The organism is Amycolatopsis melonis, assembly GCF_040064235.1.
GTDB classification, from domain to species: Bacteria; Actinomycetota; Actinomycetes; order Mycobacteriales; family Pseudonocardiaceae; genus Amycolatopsis; species Amycolatopsis melonis.
Window position 1 is genome coordinate 319,364 of the sequence record NZ_JBDZYD010000005.1, and the last position, 18,350, is coordinate 337,713.

Annotated in this window: 19 protein-coding genes and 1 pseudogene; 5 read left to right on the plus strand and 15 right to left on the minus strand. The window is 69.7% G+C overall.

The window, feature by feature from the left end; all coding sequences use genetic code 11:
- The 5 genes from ABJI51_RS15440 to ABJI51_RS15460 form a co-directional block, all read right to left on the minus strand.
- Positions 1-543 carry a hypothetical protein gene (locus ABJI51_RS15440; protein ID WP_348951357.1) on the minus strand — a complete coding sequence of 181 codons (543 nt, stop codon included), beginning with the start codon at positions 541-543 and terminating at the stop codon, positions 1-3.
- Complete coding sequence (locus ABJI51_RS15445; RefSeq protein ID WP_348951359.1) at positions 524-955, minus strand: hypothetical protein; 432 nt, start codon at positions 953-955, stop codon at positions 524-526. The genes ABJI51_RS15440 and ABJI51_RS15445 overlap by 20 nt, the downstream gene beginning before the upstream one ends.
- 141 nt (positions 956-1,096) lie before the next feature.
- Entirely contained in the window at positions 1,097-1,348 is a 252-nt protein-coding gene (locus tag ABJI51_RS15450; RefSeq protein ID WP_348951360.1) for a hypothetical protein, read from the minus strand.
- 576 nt (positions 1,349-1,924) lie between these two features.
- Positions 1,925-2,344 (minus strand): DUF4259 domain-containing protein, encoded by a 420-nt coding sequence (locus tag ABJI51_RS15455; protein ID WP_348951361.1) that lies wholly within the window; start codon positions 2,342-2,344, stop codon positions 1,925-1,927.
- A 251-nt stretch (positions 2,345-2,595) separates the two neighbouring features.
- On the minus strand, positions 2,596-2,946 hold the full coding sequence (locus tag ABJI51_RS15460; RefSeq protein ID WP_348951363.1) for a hypothetical protein: 351 nt from the start codon (positions 2,944-2,946) through the stop codon (positions 2,596-2,598).
- Positions 2,947-3,379: 433 nt separating this feature from the next.
- Here ABJI51_RS15460 and ABJI51_RS43560 point away from each other — a divergent pair.
- Positions 3,380-3,547 (plus strand): annotated as a pseudogene (locus ABJI51_RS43560) (IS5 family transposase); the annotation flags it as partial.
- 201 nt (positions 3,548-3,748) lie between these two features.
- Here the strand turns inward: ABJI51_RS43560 and ABJI51_RS15470 are convergent.
- From ABJI51_RS15470 to rsmI, 5 genes are all read right to left on the minus strand, one after another.
- The gene (locus ABJI51_RS15470) at positions 3,749-4,243 is read right to left on the minus strand and encodes a DUF4265 domain-containing protein (protein WP_348951365.1); all 495 of its coding nucleotides are present in this window, start codon (positions 4,241-4,243) and stop codon (positions 3,749-3,751) included.
- Positions 4,244-4,644: 401 nt separating this feature from the next.
- The gene (locus ABJI51_RS15475; RefSeq protein ID WP_348951367.1) at positions 4,645-5,631 is read right to left on the minus strand and encodes a hypothetical protein; all 987 of its coding nucleotides are present in this window, start codon (positions 5,629-5,631) and stop codon (positions 4,645-4,647) included.
- Positions 5,632-5,644: 13 nt separating this feature from the next.
- Positions 5,645-6,043, minus strand: coding sequence for a toxin C-terminal domain-containing protein (locus ABJI51_RS43565; protein ID WP_431605620.1), 399 nt, complete (start codon positions 6,041-6,043; stop codon positions 5,645-5,647).
- 220 nt (positions 6,044-6,263) lie between these two features.
- Positions 6,264-6,533, minus strand: a complete 270-nt coding sequence (locus ABJI51_RS15480; RefSeq protein WP_348951369.1) for a hypothetical protein — start codon at positions 6,531-6,533, stop codon at positions 6,264-6,266.
- 186 nt (positions 6,534-6,719) lie between these two features.
- Positions 6,720-7,559 carry a 16S rRNA (cytidine(1402)-2'-O)-methyltransferase gene (gene rsmI / locus ABJI51_RS15485; RefSeq protein ID WP_348951371.1) on the minus strand — a complete coding sequence of 280 codons (840 nt, stop codon included), beginning with the start codon at positions 7,557-7,559 and terminating at the stop codon, positions 6,720-6,722.
- A 68-nt stretch (positions 7,560-7,627) separates the two neighbouring features.
- Here rsmI and ABJI51_RS15490 point away from each other — a divergent pair, with 68 nt between their 5' ends.
- Entirely contained in the window at positions 7,628-9,196 is a 1,569-nt protein-coding gene (locus ABJI51_RS15490; protein WP_348951373.1) for a dolichyl-phosphate-mannose--protein mannosyltransferase, read from the plus strand.
- A 1-nt stretch (position 9,197) separates the two neighbouring features.
- Here the strand turns inward: ABJI51_RS15490 and ABJI51_RS15495 are convergent, their stop codons facing one another.
- Positions 9,198-9,911, minus strand: coding sequence for an AraC family transcriptional regulator (locus ABJI51_RS15495; RefSeq protein ID WP_348951880.1), 714 nt, complete (start codon positions 9,909-9,911; stop codon positions 9,198-9,200).
- A 76-nt stretch (positions 9,912-9,987) separates the two neighbouring features.
- On the opposite strand from ABJI51_RS15495, the gene ABJI51_RS15500 reads away from it, so the two are divergent.
- Complete coding sequence (locus ABJI51_RS15500; RefSeq protein WP_348951375.1) at positions 9,988-10,557, plus strand: class I SAM-dependent methyltransferase; 570 nt, start codon at positions 9,988-9,990, stop codon at positions 10,555-10,557.
- On the opposite strand, the gene ABJI51_RS15505 is transcribed toward ABJI51_RS15500, so the two are convergent.
- Positions 10,554-12,290, minus strand: coding sequence for a serine/threonine-protein kinase (locus ABJI51_RS15505; RefSeq protein ID WP_348951377.1), 1,737 nt, complete (start codon positions 12,288-12,290; stop codon positions 10,554-10,556). The genes ABJI51_RS15500 and ABJI51_RS15505 overlap by 4 nt on opposite strands.
- Before the next feature lie 185 nt (positions 12,291-12,475).
- Between ABJI51_RS15505 and ABJI51_RS15510 the strand changes: the two genes are divergently transcribed.
- Positions 12,476-14,350, plus strand: a complete 1,875-nt coding sequence (locus ABJI51_RS15510; RefSeq protein WP_348951379.1) for a propionyl-CoA synthetase — start codon at positions 12,476-12,478, stop codon at positions 14,348-14,350.
- 107 nt (positions 14,351-14,457) lie between these two features.
- Positions 14,458-16,023 (plus strand): beta-N-acetylhexosaminidase, encoded by a 1,566-nt coding sequence (locus ABJI51_RS15515; RefSeq protein WP_348951381.1) that lies wholly within the window; start codon positions 14,458-14,460, stop codon positions 16,021-16,023.
- A 2-nt stretch (positions 16,024-16,025) separates the two neighbouring features.
- Here the strand turns inward: ABJI51_RS15515 and ABJI51_RS15520 are convergent, their stop codons facing one another.
- The 3 genes from ABJI51_RS15520 to ABJI51_RS15530 are packed head-to-tail and all read right to left on the minus strand — an operon-like array spanning position 16,026 to position 18,251.
- Positions 16,026-16,625 carry a TetR/AcrR family transcriptional regulator gene (locus tag ABJI51_RS15520; RefSeq protein ID WP_348951383.1) on the minus strand — a complete coding sequence of 200 codons (600 nt, stop codon included), beginning with the start codon at positions 16,623-16,625 and terminating at the stop codon, positions 16,026-16,028.
- A complete protein-coding gene (locus ABJI51_RS15525) occupies positions 16,615-17,298 on the minus strand; it encodes an MOSC domain-containing protein (protein ID WP_348951384.1) in 684 nt (227 codons plus the stop codon). Before ABJI51_RS15525 ends, ABJI51_RS15520 begins: the two co-directional genes overlap by 11 nt.
- Positions 17,299-17,324: 26 nt before the next feature.
- Positions 17,325-18,251, minus strand: coding sequence for a LysR family transcriptional regulator (locus ABJI51_RS15530; RefSeq protein ID WP_348951386.1), 927 nt, complete (start codon positions 18,249-18,251; stop codon positions 17,325-17,327).
- Positions 18,252-18,350: the final 99 nt, after the last annotated feature.

Below are 18,350 nucleotides of genomic sequence, written 5' to 3' on the forward strand. Positions count from 1 at the left end.
CTAGACAAAGTCCTGAGCGATCAAGAACTCGACCGATTGCACCGTTTCAAGTCTGCGCCAGATCGGGTTCTCGCGCACTGCGGCGAACCATTCCGCAAACGAACGGCTGTCGTCGGCGAACCACCACTCTTCGCCCGAGCCGGGAGACGATCCGATGTCACCCGGCTCGTACCTGTACTCGAAGTTCACCTGGAGATACGACTCGTGCTCCCCTTGGCCGTCTACCATCACCAACTGGCGCGTGACATCCAGGACGAATTTCGGAGCAGGCAGCCAGTTGACCATGCCGTACTGAAAGAGAAAGCCGTCTGCGTCCGCGATGGACGGAACCTCGAAGGTGACCGCGGCAAAGGACTTGATCGCCGAATCGAAGTCGGCAAAGCTCGGGATGACACCTCCAACAGCAAGTGGACCGAAGACAGCCTTCGCCACCTCTCCGGCCGCTTCGACCGGCTTCGCCCGTGTCACTTCGTCAGCCTCCTTGCCGCGGACAAGCCAGCCGCCACCGAGGAGATGATCAGCATCAATCACCCACACAGGCACGCGTGAACAATTCTTCTTCCTCGATCGCGAAGTAGGCATCATAAAGCGCGTCGGAGGCAGACTCAAGCGTATTCGTCAACGCGAATCCGACCGCAGCGCTCGCTCGTGCGCGACGAAAAGCCAGTTTGTAGTCGGCTTCCGTCGCCTCCCCGTTCTCCACGCTGTCCTGAACGTCCCACGCCCGCTCGTCCAGCTGGACTGTCACCGCTTCCACGCGGCGATGAAGCTCAGGACTCGGTTCTGCCTGCCCGACGAGAACCTGCAAGGCCTCGGCAAGAGCACCAGCCTCCACGGCCGTCCGCTCGACCGCGACCCGGCACACCCGGCCGGCCAGGCTTCTTCGCTCACAGGCAGGCATGGCGCCGAGCCTCCGGGCAAGCCCGGGAGACAGTTGCGTCAATCCGGCATGCACCATTCGAGTTTGCTCCCGCCGCGATCACGGTCGGCGTGACGCCGACCTCGTCCGTGTGGTCGAGGGTACTTCGGAAAGGCGCATGCCGCGGTGACCGCGTTGCTGACCTCGCCCGACATCGCGACTCGTACTTCCGCGAGATCAGAAAATCCCCCCGTCAAAATCGGCGAGCCACCGGACGTAGTCGTCGTGACCGTAGAGATATTCCTCCGGTCCGGTCTTCGAGTCCGCTCCCGACAACTTGTCCAGCGCGGACCACAGTCGATCGTCGTCCAGAGCCGGGTCGTCCTGCTCCCGGATCTCCGTTGCCCAATCGGCGACCGCCTCGACGTCCAAAACGCCCGAGATCAGACCGGCCAGCTTCAGTCTTATCTGCCGCTCGATTTCACTCATCGGCTAGAACTTTCTGGCCGGCGTGGTCAAGAGTCTCGTGCTAGGTCCACGTCGCTCTGCACACAGACTTCCGTTCTCGCGCCAGACGCCTACCTGCCCTCCTGCGCAGCAGGCGTGAGCTTGCCTCAGAGCGGAACCGGCCGTCATCAAGGTCCCTTACCTCCTGCCACGAAGCTGTACAGAGCACATGATGCACCGCTCTCGGCCTTTCAGCCCCATGAGCGCCCTTCGAAGCAGCCCGCTCCGCATCGGCCAGGACCTTCTGGGTGTCGCCGATAACCTTCTCGGCTCCGGCCTTCCCGCACCGGCCGCAGAGCGGCGGGGATCGCGGACTTCGTGAGCGGATATGTCCGGTTCACGAACGACTCACCGCCGTTCCGAAACTTCCTGCGACGGGAGTCGGGGCGGGCTCCGCGGTTGCTGACGACGCGAGCGAGCCTTGCCGGCAGCGGACGACGGCTGACCCGCGTCTTTGCCAGCCGGTCGGCCGGTGCCGCCGTTGCCGGCGCCCGATCCGGCCTGTCCGCCGGCGCCGCGGTGACCGCGTTGCTGACGTAAGCAAGTTCCAATCAATACTCAGCGGCCAGCCGCGTCAAGGACTACGCGCATGCGATCGATCACGCTCTGCATCCGCGCCCGGTCACCCTGATCCACCCAGCTCTCCCACCACTGGTTTCCTGGCGAAAATGCTGTTTCCAGCGCTTCGAGAGCTGAATCGCGCAACTGCCCGGCATCGGCTTCCGGGAGCCAGTCGACCAGGCCCGAAACCTCTTCATTCCACGGTAATTCCGCTCCGGCGGGCAAATTCGCGACGACGACTGCCACACCGGCCAAGATCTCGTCGGGAAGCACTTCTTCACCGTCGATCCGATTCACCGCCGCACCGAGGATGCGCATCAACTCGGCACGTCGGTCAGCCAAGGTCGACTCCTCCAGCTGTTCCAGCAAGTCCTGGGCGGCGTCACTACCGAACGGCCCGTCACCCCACGTTCCCATTGTTCTCCATTCACCACGCCGCCCACGAAGCGGCAACCCAACTCCGGCGCCCCGAACAGTATCACCGCCGCAATGCAGTTATCCGAAGCCGAATCACGGGGAAGTAGCCGCCGATCGCCAGGTCGATCTCGGGGTCACGTCGATTGAGCAGCGTGGCTACCCTTCGAACCACGGCGTGGCCAGGACTCATGGAAGCGGCGACCCGGCTTTACGCTTCGGTATCCGTCGAACCGACTACCAACCACTTCTCATCAGTCTTTCCGAGCCCCACCTTGCCCCATCGGCGCTCGGCATCCAGCCAGGCCATCCTCGGCCGAGCGAAGGAATCTACCGCTCGAATGATCGGCAATCCGCACGAAGTACTGGTCCTCGAACCCAACTACACCCCCGTCGTCCCACGCCGCGGGAATCAAACTCAATTCGACACGGTCGGCGAGCTTTCGCCGACCTGCAGTGACGGCCTGCTCTCCGTCGACCGGACACGTAAGGTCGCCCACCGACGGCTCGACCATGTTGGCCAGCGGCCGCCACCACGCATGGTTGCGGTCACACATCATCTCCCACCAGCAGAATTCACGATCGGCAGAACGGGTGGGTTCCATCAGCGATCCCTCGTCCCCAGACATGACGTGCGGTCCGATCGAATGCCCGTCACCGAAGTTGTGCCCGAGAAAGTAATCCCGGAAGCGCCTCGCCGGGATCGGGCAGCTTGACCGGCGTGAGCACCTCGGGTCTCAACGTGAGACATTGTGACATATGTCTTGCGAGTTCGAACTGGCTCGCGACTGGTTCTTGTCCGGCCGCCTCATCGACATGGGCGAACTGGCCGAGGCGCTGTCGATCAGCCGGGCGACACGGCACCGCCGGGTGGGCTCCCGTGACCCGCTGCTCGGGGAGATCCTGCGGTCGCTTTCGTCCGCTTCGATCTCCCGGTTGTGGCCTTCGTGCGGGGGCAGAAGCCGTTGACGATTGTCCTGACCGCGGGGCAACGGGAGTGACAGCCCGCAGTTCGTTCCGATTCTGGCCGGGATCCGGGTGCCCCGCCTGGGTGGTGGCCGGCCGCGGACGCGTCCTGATCGGGTGCTGGCGGACAAGACTTACACCTCGAAGGCCAACCGGGCTCACCTGCGCGGGCGTGGGATCAAGGCGACGATCCCGAGCAAGGCTGATCAGGACGCGCACCGCAAGGCCAAGGGGTCGAAGGGCGGTCGGCCGCCTTCCTTCGACCCCGAAACCTACAAGCAGCGTCACGCGGTGGAGTGCGGCATCAACCGGCTCAACGGCACCGCGCCGTGGCCACCGCTACGACAAGCTCGCCGTCCGCTACGACGCAACCGTGCACATCTCCGCCATCGACGAATGGCTCTGACCGACTTCGATACAGGCCCTAGCCGCGTCGCTGCCCTAGCCGGCCAACGGACCGCCGTGCGCCCGGGACAGCGCCGCTTCCTGGATCTCGATCTTCCCTGCTTCGAGCAGCTTGTCCAGGTCCGCCAGCAAGGCTTCGTAGCCGACCGACGGCGGCACGTCGATCGCCCAAAGCCGCTCGCCGGCTTCGATCTCCCAGGTGCAGCCGAACCGGTCCAGCAGCTCACGCACGTCCGCGCCGACGTGCGGATCCATCAGGACGATCCGCACAGTGGAGTGACCGGACTCGGCGACGAACTCGTCGTAAACCAGTTCCCGCCGCTCGTGGTCGATGCGGACCCGGACCCGGTCGAGGTAGGAGACGCCCTTGAAGTAGAAGGGCGTGTTCCGGACCTCGACCTCCAACTGGACCGGGGTCTTCGCCACCCACAACCGTTCCGATCCCCCGGGGGCCCAAGCGGCGATGTCATCGGGCAGATCGAAGACGACCTGGTACAGGTTTTCCCCGTCGGCGGCTTCCGGTCCACTCACGACCTACTCCTCTTCTTTCATGAACGCGGCGAGTCCGTTGTCCCAGTCTTGCAGCGTGAGGTCGGACTTGTCGCGGTTGCAACGGCGACACGCGACCGCCCCGTTGTGGGCTCCACCGTGACCGCCCTGGTCCCGAAGATCGGGATCGGCGCCGCCGCACAGGGCAACCAAATCGATGCACGCGGTCCGGCAGTCGTCCACACGTCGGCCGGGCCCCCGCCGAGCGGGAGCACCTGCTCCACCCACGCAGAAGGCGCGGAGTGCGTCAGGCCAACGACAGCGACCACCATCGTGGCATCCCATTTCGAGTTCCACAGTCATCTACCGGCGAACCGAAAAGCCGAGAGGCACCAAACGGTTACCGCGACGACATGCGACCGCTCCCCTGCCGGCGCCACGGGTCAGCGGATCAGGGTGAGGTCCACATCCCACAACGCATCGACCTCGCCCGCCGGGGTCGCGGTCACGCCGGCGAGCGAGTTCCGCGCCGCGCCGCCGATGTCCGGATAGGCGAACCACCCGAGCTCACCACCAAGCGGCAGGTCGGCATCCTCTACCTGGTGGACACCGCCCGAAAAGACGACAGCCTCGAGCACGGAACCGACGTCGGGCTGCGGCCGCGCGACAACGACAACAGGCTTGTCATCGCCCAGTTCGACACCGATGTCGGACACCGCATCCCGGCGGGGAACCCACTTGATCCGGACGTCGGGCAAGGCCGCCAACGCCACGCCCGGAGGCAGCCGGAGCGTCCAGCCGAGTGAGTCGGCGCCGTCAAACAGATGCCAGCGTTCTCCCCCTGGCCCATTGGCCCAGCGCTCCAGCACGACGATCGACCGGCCTGCGCCGCGGAACCGCCGCACATCCTGCGCGAACCGGTCGCTGAGCTTTCCGAGCACCGCCACACCATCGTCCAGCTCGAACCAGGACAAGTTGCCGGCCTGGTACAGATACAGCCCAAAGCGTCGGGCGGCCTCCGCGGTCTTCCCTTCGTCGGCTTGCACCGAAAGGTAGAAATCGGTCTCGACACCGATCGTGAGATCGTCGCCGCCACACAGCACACAGGAGAAGTCGCCGATCCGGAGCATGCGGCGGACGAGCTTCAGAGCGGTTTCCGAGTCGACCACCAGCCCGCTCCGCAACCGCGGGACCCACGGGGGCAGCGACTTCGGCACCATCGGGGCCCTGATCACGAACTCGGTGACGCCGCAGGAGGTCACGAGCGACCGGGCGAAGTCGACATATCGGTCCTCGACCCGGTAGTACTCGGCCGGCGTGAGCACCTCACCCGCGAACCAGGCGCCGATGTCATCGCTGGACGTCCAGTCGTCGACCTCGCCATTGCGCGCCGCCTCGTCGTACTTGGCGACGAGCACCACAGACGTCATTTGCCCACCCGGATCAGGAACGGCCCCTCGGCGCTCGAATAACCGAGATCATACGTCCCGCTCCGGCTGTTGCTGCTGGTCGTCTTGAACGCATCGGGAGTCGCGCCCCCTTGAAGATCCCCCGTCTGTGCCCGGTCCGATCCCAGGTTATGTACCGCTCGGAGGCAGGCGCCTTTTTGTTCATCCAGCTCTTGGCATTGCCCGCGGTACGGAACTTCGTCGGCTGGTAGCCCAATGCGCCGGCGACCTGGTCGGACTGCTCCCGGGTGAGGACCGGACCAGTTCCTGGTGCAGGTTCCCCGCCGTCGAGAACTCGTAGGTCCCCTGGAGCGCGCCTTCCTTCGCCGGGATGTCGACCGCGGTCTTCGTCGGGCGGCTGAAGGCGTCGTATGTCCACGTCGCCAGCAGGCATCGCGATCGACTGGGACTTCCCAAAGAGGCGAACGTGCAACAGTCAGACCTCGGACACCCACACAACCTTCGACATCTCAGCGTTCTCCTGCACGATGACCTCGGCCCTTGCCCGAACCTCCGGATCATCAGCACGCGTCAACTCGCGGGCAACCCTGAACCGCACGAGCGGGTCTCCCTCAAGCAGCTCATCGCGCCACCTCGCTGCAGCTGCGGCAAGCTCACTGCGGTCCAGCCGCATCGCCGCAGCCGCAATGCAGGCTCGGGCAAGGGGGATCCCGCTCATCGCGAAAGAGCGCGACAAGCCGATCAAACAGTGCTGCCGGCCGAGGCGTGGTGGCCACAGCCAGGTTGACCGCCATCGCCCTCACCTCAGGATCGTCATGGCGCACGAACCTCCAGACGAGTTCATCCGCATTCTTCAACACAGCATCCAGCCGAATTTCCGGATCCGGGGTACGGCCAGGCCTGCCGCCGAGCGCGGTGGCCACTACCCAGAGGACGAACAGGCCAAGACCCGCCTCCCGACGACAGAACCGTCAGCAGGGCCGTTGCGACCGGATAAGCGTCATCCAGCAACATGTCACCGTCGTCGCGTACCTGGTCGAGTAGTTCCAGCGCAGCTTCAGTCGCCTGTTCGCGATTCCCAGCATCCACCAACGCCGAAACGATCGGCACTAGTCCGCCTTCCGCGCCGCCAGCACGGCGTCGTAAAGCTCCTTTTTGGACACACCAGCGGCCTCGGCGACCTCCGCCGCCGCGGACTTCAGGCGCTCGCCCGACGCCACCCGGGCCGACACCTCCGCTACCAAATCCCCCACCGAGACCTCCCGGGGTGACGCCCCGGCCAGCACGACCGTGATCTCCCCGCGGACACCGTCCGACGCCCACGAAGCCAGCTCCTCCAGCGAGCCCCGCTTCACCTCTTCGTACGTCTTGGTCAGCTCCCGGCACACCGCCGCCCTCCGGTCACCGCCCAAAACGGACGCCGCGTCCGAGAGCAGCGATGCCAGGCGGTGGGGGGACTCGAAGAACACCGCCGTGCGGGGCTCGTCGCGCAACGATGACAGCCAGCGGGACCTCTCTCCCGGCTTGCGCGGGGCGAAACCCTCGAAACAGAACCGGTCACACGGCAAACCGGACAAAGCGAGCGCCGTCGTCACCGCCGATGGGCCTGGCAGGCACGTCACCGGAATGTTCGAAGAGACGCACGCCGACACCAGGCGGAAGCCCGGGTCGGACACGCTGGGCATGCCCGCGTCCGTCACCAGGACCACCGTCTCGCCCGCGTTCAACGACTCCAGCAGCTTCGGCAGCCGGGCCGGCTCCACGTCCTCGTAGAAGCTCACCACGCGGCCGCGTGGCGTCACGCCCAGCGCTGTGGCCAGTGCGCGGAAGCGGCGGGTGTCCTCGGCCGCCACCACGTCGGCCTCCGCCAGGGCCGATGCCAGGCGCTGGGAAGCGTCGCGGACGTCGCCGAGAGGGGTGGCGGCGAGAATGAGACGGCCCGGAGTCACCCGGCCAGCCTAGGCTGATCAGCGGATCCGGGCGACGCACGCCCTGCCTCGCCCGTAGGATCGCCCCCGTGACCGCCGTGCTGACCCGTCCCGACGACGAGAGCGTCCGGCCGGACCCGGTCGAGGCGCTCCGGCCGCCCACCGACCGGGAGCTGACGCTGCTCGGCCGCGGCATGCCTGCCGACCGGCTGCGCGGCTGGGTCGTCACCCTCGTGCTGACCGTGATCGGCGGCATCGTCCGCCTGCAGAACCTCGGCGAGCCCACCGACAAGGGCAGCCCGGTCTTCGACGAAAAACACTACGTTCCGCAGGCGTGGCAGGTGCTGCGCAACGGCGGTTACGAGGACAACTACGGCTACGAGCTGGTCGTCCACCCGCCGCTGGCCAAGCAGCTGATCGCGATCGGCGAATGGCTGTTCGGCTACAACGGCTGGGGCTGGCGGATCATGCCCGCGCTGGCCGGCACGCTCATGGTGCTGCTGACCATCCGCGTCGCCCGCCGGCTGACCCGCTCGACGCTGCTCGGCGGCATCGCCGGCATCCTCGTGATCAGCGACGGCGTGCTGCACCTGCAGTCGCGCATGGGCATGCTCGACATCTTCATCGCGCTGTTCGTCCTCGCCGCGTTCGCCTGCCTGCTCGCCGACCGCGACCAGGTGCGCGAGCGACTCGCGACCGCCGTGCGCGAGGGCTGGGTCAACGAGTCGGTCTGGGGTCCCAAGCTGGGGTTCCGCTGGTGGCGGTTCGCGACCGGCCTGATGATCGGGCTCACCTTCGGCGTCAAGTGGTCGGCGCTGTACTACATCGTCGCCTTCGGCCTGCTCTGCGTGTTCTTCGACGTCGCGGCGCGGCGCGCGGCCGGCGTCGAACGGCCGTGGCTGGGCACGATCCGGCGGGACGTGCTGCCCGCGCTGTGGGCCATCCTGATCATCCCGTTCCTGATGTACTTCGCCGCGTACTGGGCGTGGTTCGCCAGCGAAACCGCCACCGACCGGCACTACACCGAGATCAAGGACATCGCGCCGGGCGTCTGGTCGTGGGTGCCGCCTGCGCTGCGCTCGCTCGGCGACTACACGGCGAACGTCCTGCACTTCCACGAAACCCTGGTCACCCCCAAGGACAACCCGCACCCGTGGGAGTCGAAGCCGTGGACGTGGCCGATGGGGCTGCGCCCGATGCTCTACAGCTACAACGGCGAGGTCACCGGCTGCGGCGAGGCCCGCTGCGTCAGCGCGACGATGCTGATCGGCACGCCCGCGATGTGGTGGCTGGCGATCCCGATGCTCGGCTGGGCGGCGTGGCGCTCGATCTTCCGCGCGGACTGGCGCTACGCGGCGGTCCTGGCCGGCTACCTCGGCGGGTACGTCTTCTGGTTCACCAACATCGACCGCCAGATGTACTTCTTCTACGCGACGCCGCTGGCCGCGTTCCTGGTGCTCGGGCTGACGCTGTGTCTCGGCCAGATCCTGGGCAGCGCGCGGCGCGGGTTCGAAAGACGCGGGACCGGCCTGCTCGTGGTGTCGCTGTACGTCGGGCTGGTGGTGGCGAACTTCGCCTGGCTGTGGCCCATCCTGAACGGCATCGCGATCACCAACGGCCAGTGGGAAGCCGAACGCTGGCTGCCGTCCTGGCGTTAGCTCAGTCCGCGAAGTACGCGCCGGGAGTGACCCCGACGGCCCGCCGGAACGCCGCCACGAACGCGCTCGCCGAGCTGTAGCCGACGCGGTGCGCCACCGTCTCCAGCGGCAGGCCCTCGGCCAGCCACGGCAGCGCCGCCCGCAGCCGTGCCTGGGTGCGCCACGTCCCGAACGGCATCCGGCACTCCCGGGCGAACAGCCGGGCCAGCGTCCGTTCCGCGGCGCCGACGTCGCGGCCGAACTCCGCGAGGGTCCTTGGGTCCGCCGGGTTCGCGAGCACCGCCGTCGCCACGTCCCGCGCCCGCGGGTCGACCGGCGTCGGCACCACGATCGGCACGACGTCCAGGGGTTCGAGCAGGTCGAAGGCCACGGCTTCGGCCCGCACCCGGGCCGGCGGCGCGACGCCGTCGCCGGTCAGGTACTCCAGCAGCTCGCGCAGCAGCGGGCGGACCGCCACCAGCCGCGGCGCGGGCCACGACACCGGGGACAGCGCCGGGTCGGCGTAGATGCCGCGCAGCGCCGCCCGGCCGAGCGCACCCGTGCGGTGGCGGATGCCGGCGGGCATCCAGAGCGCGCGCGTCGGCGGCAGCACCCACGCCGCGTCACCCGTCCGGACCGCGACGACCCCGCGGGCCGACCAGACCAGCTGGTGGACCGGGTGCTCGTGCCACGGGAACCAGGTACCGGCGGGCAGGTCGAACTCGCCGAGCAGCATCGCTTGGCCGGATGGCGACATGGATTGGCAGCGTATCGGCTCCCGGTCACGACCGCGGCTCCCTAGCGTCGGGGGCATGCCGATGAACCTCATCCACCGCAGGATCTGCAGCTCCGCGAAGTGGGCGTCGATGGTCGCCCGGGTACTGCCGGGCTGGCTCGCCCGGCACGACCTCGGCGACGACGTCCTCGAGATCGGCCCCGGCTTCGGCGCCACCACGCAGGTGCTGCTCGACGTCGTCCCGAAGCTGACGCTCCTGGAGATCGACCCCGCGTCGGCCGCGCTGCTGCGTACGAAGTTCGGCGGCCGCGCCGACGTCCGCGAGGGCAGTGGCGCCGAGATGCCGTTCGACGCCGGGCGGTTCTCCGCGGTCGTGTGCTTCACGATGCTGCACCACGTGCCGACGGCCGCGCTGCAGGACGCGATCTTCGCCGAGGCCGCCCGGGTGCTGCGGCCCGGCGGGACGTTCTGCGGGACCGACAGCCAGCTCAGCTTCGGCTTCCGGCTGCTGCACCTCGGCGACACGATGAACGTCCTCGACGCGGGCAGCCTCCCGGCCCGGCTGGAGAACGCCGGGTTCGAGCAGGTCAGCGTGCAGACGCGGCCGAAGCGACGGGTGGAGTTCTCGGCCGTCAAGCCCGGCTAGCGGTGCGGCTGGCGGGGCACGACCCGGGTCACCGGGCCGTCCGGGGACTTGCCCGCCCGCGACAGCCAGCCCTCGACCTCGCGGCGCACCGCGTTCAGTGTCGGGCGGCGGCGCGGCTCGGGGTCCAGGGACGCCGCCAGCAGCCGGGCGTGGGCGCTGCGCTGCGGCAGCCGGGACACCGGTTCTGCCCGGGCCGCGGCCATCAGCGCCGCCATCGGCGTCTCGCGGGTGCCGCGCGGGGGCTGGCCGGACAGCGCGTAACTGATCGTCGCCGCCAGCTGCCATGCGTCCGACGCCGGGGAGGCCGCCGCGCCCATCGCCTGCTCCGGGGCGACGAAGTCGGGCGTGCCGATCATCATCCCGGTGGCCGTCATCTTCGAGTCGCCCTGACTGCGGGCGATGCCGAAGTCGATCAGGTGGGCCAGGCCGCTGGGGTCGAGCACGATGTTCGACGGCTTGATGTCGCGGTGCAGGACGCCCTTCTCGTGCGCCGCGGCGAGCGCGCCCGCCATCGTCGCCCACAGCCTGCCCGCGGCGATGTCGTCGAGCGGGCCCTGCCCGTCGACCAGCTCGGCCAGCGGGCGGCCTTCGAGGTACTCCATCACCAGCGCGAGCCCGTCGGGCTCCTCGACAAGGTCGTAGACCTTGACGCAGTTCGGGTGGCTGACCACGGCCAGCGCGCGGGCCTCGCGCTGCATGCGCTCGGCGGTGTCGCGGTCCGGCGCGTGCGCGATCTTCAGCGCGACCGTGCGGTTGAGCTGGGTGTCGACGGCCTGCCAGACCGTGCCGAACCCGCCCGCGCCGAGCTGCTTCATCCGCCGGTAGCGGCTGCCGCCCGCGTTGCGCGAGCCGGGCGGCGGCGGGATCGGGCCGGGTGCCGCGGCCAGCGCACCGGCCATCGGCGGCTCGGGCGCGGACGCCAGCGCCGTCTTCGGGTACGGCTTGTTGACCGGCGGCGGGGGTGGCGGCGGGGTCGGGCGCGGCTGGACCTGCGACGGCGGCGGGCGGTGCGGCTCCGGCTCGCGGCGCGGCGGCGCGTCCGGCCGGTTGATCACCGACCACGGCGGCGGGCCGACCATCGCGACCGGGATCAGGCCCAGCACGCTGAACGGCAGGAAGCCCAGCCAGAAGTGCAGCGCGGTGTTGGCCTCCATGCCGACGCTGAACACGAGCATCGCGGCGAACGGGATCCAGAAGAACCGCGACGGCCACTTCGGACCGCGCCGGAAGGCCGTGCGGGCCTGCAGCATGACGAACAGCAGCGAGCCGGCACCCAGCACGAGGAACGCGACCAGGTAGACGAAGAACGGGATTTCCTTGCCGTGCTGCGACGACAGCACCTCGAAGACGGTCTGGCCGCCGCCCAGGTAATCCCGCTGGTTGTCGACCCAGCAGCCGCCGGGGCCGTTGAGCGTCGAGAGCTCGGTCGCGGACAGCCCGGTCTTCTCCTTGGCGAAGGCCGCGTTGTAGACGCCCGAGATGCCGTTGGACAGCAGCCACGGCAGCACCAGGGCGCTGACCAGGCCGATCGCCCCGAACACCCCGAGCGTCGTGGCGTCGTAGCGGTTGCCGGTGCCCTTCCGGATGATCGCCACGGCCAGCGCGCCGGCCGGCGGGATCAGCGCGACGAGCGCACCGGCCGCGCTCGTGGCCCAGACCCAGTCGCCGGGGCAGAAACCCGGGCCGAACAAGGAATGGGCCAGCGAGAGCAATGCGCTCGCGAGTCCGTTCACCGCCGGGCTCCCCTCACTGTCCGTGTTCACTTCGTGCCGTCACGCGGCGTTTTCCCGCGGTCCAGCTTAGGACGCTCCCGGGCTCCGTGAGGTTGCCGGGTCTTCCGCGCCGGGAATCCGGCACGGCCGCCGCTCCCACGCCATGATGGGGATCAGGCAGGACGGTCGACGTGAAGGAGCGGGGCATGGGCGCGTACTCCGAAGCCTACCGGCGGAGCCTGGCCGACCCGGACGCGTTCTGGCTGGCCGCGGCCGGGTCGATCAGCTGGACCAGGCCACCGCGGCGGGCCCTCGACGCCACGAACGCCCCCTTCCACCGGTGGTTCCCGGACGCCGAGCTGAACACCGCGTACAACGCGCTCGACCGGCACGTCGAGGCCGGCCGCGGCGCCCAGGCCGCGCTGATCTGGGACTCTCCCGTGACCGGACGGAAACGCACCTACACGTACGAGGAGCTGCGCGACACGGTCGCGCGCTTCGCCGGCGCGCTCGCCTCACTGGGGGTCACGAAGGGTGACCGGGTGATCATCTACCTGCCGATGGTCCCCGAGGCGGCGATCGCGATGCTGGCCTGCGCGCGGATCGGCGCGGTGCACTCGGTGGTCTTCGGCGGCTTCGCGCCGAAGGAGCTGGCCGCGCGGATCGAGGACGCGAAGCCGAAGGTGATCCTGGCGGCGTCCTGCGGCATCGAGCCGACGCGGGTGGTCGAGTACAAGCCGATCATCGAAGCCGCGCTGGGCATGACCGAGCACCAGCCCGAGCACGTCGTCGTGCTGCAGCGCGAGCAGGCCCCGGCCACGCTGACCGGCCGCGACCTCGACTGGCGCGAGCTGGCGGTGCACGCCGGCCCGGCCGATCCGGTGCCGGTGGCGGCCACCGACCCGCTGTACATCCTGTACACGTCCGGGACGACCGGGAAGCCGAAGGGCGTCGTCCGCGACACCGGCGGGCACGCGGTCGCGCTCGCCTATTCGATGGACGCCGTCTACGACATCCACGCCGGCGACGTCTGGTGGACCGCGTCCGACGTCGGCTGGGTCGTCGGCCACTCCTACATCGTGTACGCGCCGCTGCTGGTCGGGGCGACGACGGTGATGTACGAGGGCAAGCCGGTCGGCACGCCCGACGCGGGCGCGTTCTGGCGCGTCATCGCCGAGCACGGCGTCCAGGCGCTGTTCACCGCGCCGACCGCGCTGCGGGCGGTCAAGAAGGTCGATCCCGACGCGCGTGAGCTGGCGAAGTACGAGCTGAAGCAGTTCCGGACGCTGTTCATGGCGGGTGAGCGGCTCGACCCGGAGACCTACCACTGGGCGCACGAGAAGCTCGGGGTGCCGGTCGTCGACCACTGGTGGCAGACCGAGACGGGCTGGCCGATCGCGGCCAACCCCCGCGGGCTCGAGCCGATGCCGGTCAAGGCCGGGTCCGCGACCCGGCCCGTCCCCGGCTGGGACGTCCGCATCCTCGACCAGGCGGGCGAGGAGCTGCCGCCGGGCCGCGAAGGGGCGATCACGGTGAAGCTGCCGCTGCCGCCGGGCTCACTGCCGACGCTGTGGGGCGACGACGAGCGCTACCGCGAGGCCTACCTCTCGCGGTACGAGGGCTTCTACCTCACCGGCGACTCGGGCTACCTCGACGAGGACGGCTACCTGTTCGTCATGGGCCGCACCGACGACGTCATCAACGTCGCCGGGCACCGGCTGTCCACCGGGTCGATGGAGGCGGTGCTGGCCGCGCACCCGGCGGTCGCGGAGTGCGCCGTGATCGGCGTCGCCGACCAGCTCAAGGGCCAGCTGCCGCGCGGGTTCGTGGTGCTGAAGGCGGGTGCGGACATCCCCGCGGAGCAGCTGCGCGAGGAGCTGGTGGCGATGGTCCGCCGCGACATCGGGCCGGTCGCGGCGTTCCGCGACGTGTCCATTGTGGACGCCCTGCCGAAGACGCGGTCGGGGAAGATCCTGCGCAAGACGATGCGCGCGATCGCCGACGGCCGGGACGAGCCGGTGCCCTCGACGATCGAGGACCCGGCCGTGCTGGAAGCGATCCGGACGGCCCTGCGCGGCTGAAGGCCCGGTTTGGCGGTCTGCCGCGGCCGAACCCTTCGTTAAGAACTGTTCCAAATGCGCGTCGTGGTCTGTACCTTTGGGAGGAGTCCCCGACCGGAGGTGCCCCGATGCGCATGTCCAGCGCCGTCCTGACCGCGGCTGTCGTGAGTCTCGCCGCGGTTGCCGTGCCCGGCTCCGCGGCCGCCGCGACGGCCGCTCCGGAACGGAGCGTGACCGACGTCGTGCCCGCGCCCGTCTCGGCGAAGGCCGATCCGGCGGGCGGCTTCCGGCTCACGCCGTTCACCGTCATCGCCGCCGGACGCGGGGCGGGCCAGGTCGCGGACTACCTGCGTGACCTGCTGCGGCCGGCCACCGGCTATCCGCTGCCGGTCGTGCCGTCCGTCGCCGGGCGGCCCGCGATCTCGCTGAAGCTGGGGCACGACTCGCGGCTCGGCACGGAGGGTTACGAACTGAAGGTCGCCCGCACGGGTGTCACCCTCACGGCCAACACCGCCGACGGGCTCTTCGACGGCGTCCAGTCACTGCGGCAGCTGCTGCCGTCGGCGATCGAAGCCCCGCGCGTGCAGCACCGGACGTGGACGGTCGCCGGCGGGACGATCCTCGACTACCCGCGCTTCGCCGAGCGCGGCGCGATGCTCGACGTCGCCCGGCACTTCTTCCGGCCCGACCAGGTGAAGCGGTACGTCGACCAGATCGTCCAGTACAAGGTCAACACGCTGCACCTGCACCTGGCCGACGACCAGGGCTGGCGCATCGAGATCAAGAGCTGGCCGAAGCTGGCCACCGTCGGCGGGAAGACGGCGGTCGACGGCGACCCGGGTGGCTACTACACGCAGGCGCAGTACCGGGACATCGTCGCGTACGCGGCTTCGCGGCACATCACGGTCATCCCGGAGATCGACATGCCGGGTCACACGAACGCGGCACAGTCGGCGTACGCGGAACTGAACTGCGACGGGAAGGCCGTCCCGCCGCGCACGGACACCGAGGTCGGCTACAGCTCGCTGTGCATCTCCTCGCCGATCACCTACCGGTTCGTCGACGACGTCGTGCGCGAGCTGGCGGCCCTCACCCCCGGCCCGTACCTGCACATCGGCGGCGACGAGGCGCACGCGACCCCGCCCGCGGACTACCTGGCCTTCGAGCGCAAGGTGCAGCCGATCGTGGCCAAGTACGGCAAGAAGATCACCGGCTGGCACGAGATCGCCAAGTCGTCGCCGCCGGTGTCGGCGATCCCGCAGTACTGGGACTTCGGCGGTGAGAACGCCGACGTCGCGGCCGCCGCAGCACGCGGAAACAAGATCCTCATGTCGCCGGCGAACCACGCGTACCTGGACATGAAGTACGACGCGTCGACGAAGCTGGGCCAGGACTGGGCCGGGCTGGTCGAGGTCCGCGACGCGTACGACTGGGACCCGGCGACGCTGGTCAAGGGCGTCGGCGAGAGCCAGGTCGCGGGCGTCGAAGCTCCACTGTGGACCGAGACGATCCGGACCAGCGACGACATCGAGTACATGGCCTTCCCGCGACTGCCGGGCATCGCCGAACTCGGCTGGTCACCGCGCGCCACCCACAACTGGGACGCCTACCGCGCGCGCCTCGCCAAGCAGTCCCCGCGCTGGGCCGCCCAGGGCATCGACTTCTACCGCTCCCCGCAGGTCGACTGGAAATAGCCTCAGAGGCATTCGGCGAGGCGGGCGCGGATGGCGCGGCGGGCCAGGGTGTAGGCGTGGATGTCGCCGTGGAGCATGGCGTCCGCGTTGGCCGCGCGGCCCAGCGCGTGCAGCTCGAACGCCAGCACCTCCGGGTCCGCGTCGAGGTGGTCGAGGGCGACGGCCTCGGCCGCCGTCTCGTGGAGGAACGCGGCGAACGAGCCGCTCGCCGCCGCCACCGCGTCGTGGACGCGGCCCGGGCGCGCGTCGAACTCCGCGCCGACGTTGAAGAAGAAGCACCCGCCCGGGAAGATGCGTTTTTCCGAGTAGTCCAGCCACTTCTCGCACACCGCGCGCAGCCGCGGCAGGCCCGGCGAGACCGCGCGGGCCGGGACGATCACGTGCGAGCGGAAGATCTCCAGCGCCGCCTCGATCGTCGCGAGCTGCAGCTCCTCCTTCGAGCCGAACAACGCGAACACGCCGCTCTTGCTCAGCTCCAGGTCGGTCGCCAGCCTGCCGAGGGACAGTCCCTCCAGGCCCTCGACCGACGCGACGTCGACGGCCCGGCGCAGCACCACGCGCCGGGTCGCGTCGCCGCGGGCGATCCGGCCGTCACCCGGCACGCCGCGCCCGCCAGCGGTCCACTGTGGACTGGACGCCGTCGCGGTAGGACGCCGAGAGCGCGGGGGTGGCCAGGACGCGGTCGGCGAGGTCCAGCGCCGCGTCGACCTTTTCCGGCGGCAGCTGCCCGTAGTTGGCGAAGGACACCAGGTACACCTCGGTGATCGTCGGCCCGTCCGCGCGCTCCACGACGTCGATCGTGCCGGCCGTCGGCACCGTGCCGGGCCGCAGCACGCGCAGGTACCAGCCGCTGCGCCCGGAGTCGATCATCGCCGGGACGACGTCCTTGCGGCCGGTCTTCATGGCCAGCTTGAAGCACGGCTGCCGCGGCTGGGAGACCTGCACGAGCGCGTCTCCCCAGGCCCACACGTCCCCGATCCGGACGTCGTCCTCGGTGGCCCCGGTCAGTGAGACGTTCTCGCCGAAGCCGCCCGGCTCCGCCGTCAGGCCGTCCGCCGCCCAGGCCGGGTAGTGCTCGGCGGGATAGACGTAAACCGCTTTGTCGACCCCGCCGTGCACGCTGAGGTCGGCCTGCCTGTCGCCGTCGAGGTTCAGCTCGGTCAGCGCCAGTTCGGGCGCCGTGACGCGCGCCTTCGTGATGGCACTGAGCACCTCCTGCTCTCGGCGGTACCCCAGCACGCTCGGTTGTCCCACGTAAACGCCCTCGATCCGCATGGCCGGAAAGTAGCACGACCGTTCGTTCAGTCCGGCAGGGTTTTCCCGGGCTCGGCCGGCCGGACGAACGCCACGAGCAGCGCCGCGAACCGTGTCACCGTGGCCGAAAGCGTGCGGCCCGCCATCGTCTGGACCTGCGCTTCCCGTTGCCGGAACGCGGGATTGTCGAGGTGAACGTACGCGACGCCTTCGGCTTCGGCGTCCCGCCGCAGGTCGCCGAGCCCGCCGGCCAGCGCGACCCCGCCGCCCGCGCGGACGAACTCGTACAGCGGGCCGAGTTCGTCGCACACCAGCACCGGCCGGACCGGGACGTTCTCGATCCGCGCGGCGATGTCGAACAGCTCGCGCAGGCTCTGCCCGCGCGTCGGCAACGCGAGCGGGTGCGCGGCCAGCTCGGCGAGCCCGACGCGGTCCCGGCCGTCCAGGGCGTGCCCGCGCGGCACGATCGCGTACACCGGCACGACGACGGCGCTTTCGACGCGCACGCCGTGCTGCGGGCCGGTGGTGTAGGTGACGGCGACGTCGGCCGCGCCGTCGAGCACGCGCCGGGTCGCCTCCTCGCGGCCCACGACGTCGACGTGGAACGCCACGTCGGGATGCTCGCGCCGGAACTCCGCGATGGCACGCGGGACGACGCGGCGGCCGAAGCCCTCCGAGCACGCCACGGTGATCGACCGGGCCTGCAACCCCCGGCCGGTGCGCAGCTCGCCGAGCAGCGCCGCCGACTCCGCCTCGCTGCGGCGGACGTGGTCGAGCAGCAGCGTCCCGGCGTCGGTCGGGATCATGCCGCGCGGGTGCCGGACGAACAGCGGCACGCCGATCCCGGCTTCGAGCTTGGCGATCTGCCTGCTGATCGCCGACGGCGCGACGGTCAGCGCGGCAGCGGCCTCGGACACCGAGCCGGTGCGGGCGACTTCGAGGAAGTAGGTCAGCCCGGTGGGCAGCAGGCGCATGGAACCTCCCGGTTTGCCCCAATGAGAACGCACGACCACCAAAACGGCAATGGTCACGCCCGCGCGTCCGGCTTAGGCTGCTGCGCAACCCGACCAGGG

Excerpts from the sequence above, each read along its gene's own strand:
- ABJI51_RS15450 (WP_348951360.1), bottom strand. The coding sequence starts at position 1,348 with ATGAGTGAAATCGAGCGGCAGATAAGACTGAAGCTGGCCGGTCTGATC.
- ABJI51_RS15455 (WP_348951361.1), bottom strand. The coding sequence starts at position 2,344 with ATGGGAACGTGGGGTGACGGGCCGTTCGGTAGTGACGCCGCCCAGGAC.
- ABJI51_RS15460 (WP_348951363.1), bottom strand. The coding sequence starts at position 2,946 with ATGGAACCCACCCGTTCTGCCGATCGTGAATTCTGCTGGTGGGAGATG.
- ABJI51_RS15475 (WP_348951367.1), bottom strand. The coding sequence starts at position 5,631 with ATGACGTCTGTGGTGCTCGTCGCCAAGTACGACGAGGCGGCGCGCAAT.
- ABJI51_RS43565 (WP_431605620.1), bottom strand. The coding sequence starts at position 6,043 with ATGCCTGCTGGCGACGTGGACATACGACGCCTTCAGCCGCCCGACGAA.
- ABJI51_RS15495 (WP_348951880.1), bottom strand. The coding sequence starts at position 9,911 with ATGCTGCTCGGCGAGTTCGACCTGCCCGCCGGTACCTGGTTCCCGTGG.
- ABJI51_RS15500 (WP_348951375.1), top strand. The coding sequence starts at position 9,988 with ATGCCGATGAACCTCATCCACCGCAGGATCTGCAGCTCCGCGAAGTGG.
- ABJI51_RS15510 (WP_348951379.1), top strand. The coding sequence starts at position 12,476 with ATGGGCGCGTACTCCGAAGCCTACCGGCGGAGCCTGGCCGACCCGGAC.
- ABJI51_RS15515 (WP_348951381.1), top strand. The coding sequence starts at position 14,458 with ATGCGCATGTCCAGCGCCGTCCTGACCGCGGCTGTCGTGAGTCTCGCC.
- ABJI51_RS15525 (WP_348951384.1), bottom strand. The coding sequence starts at position 17,298 with ATGCGGATCGAGGGCGTTTACGTGGGACAACCGAGCGTGCTGGGGTAC.
- ABJI51_RS15530 (WP_348951386.1), bottom strand. The coding sequence starts at position 18,251 with ATGCGCCTGCTGCCCACCGGGCTGACCTACTTCCTCGAAGTCGCCCGC.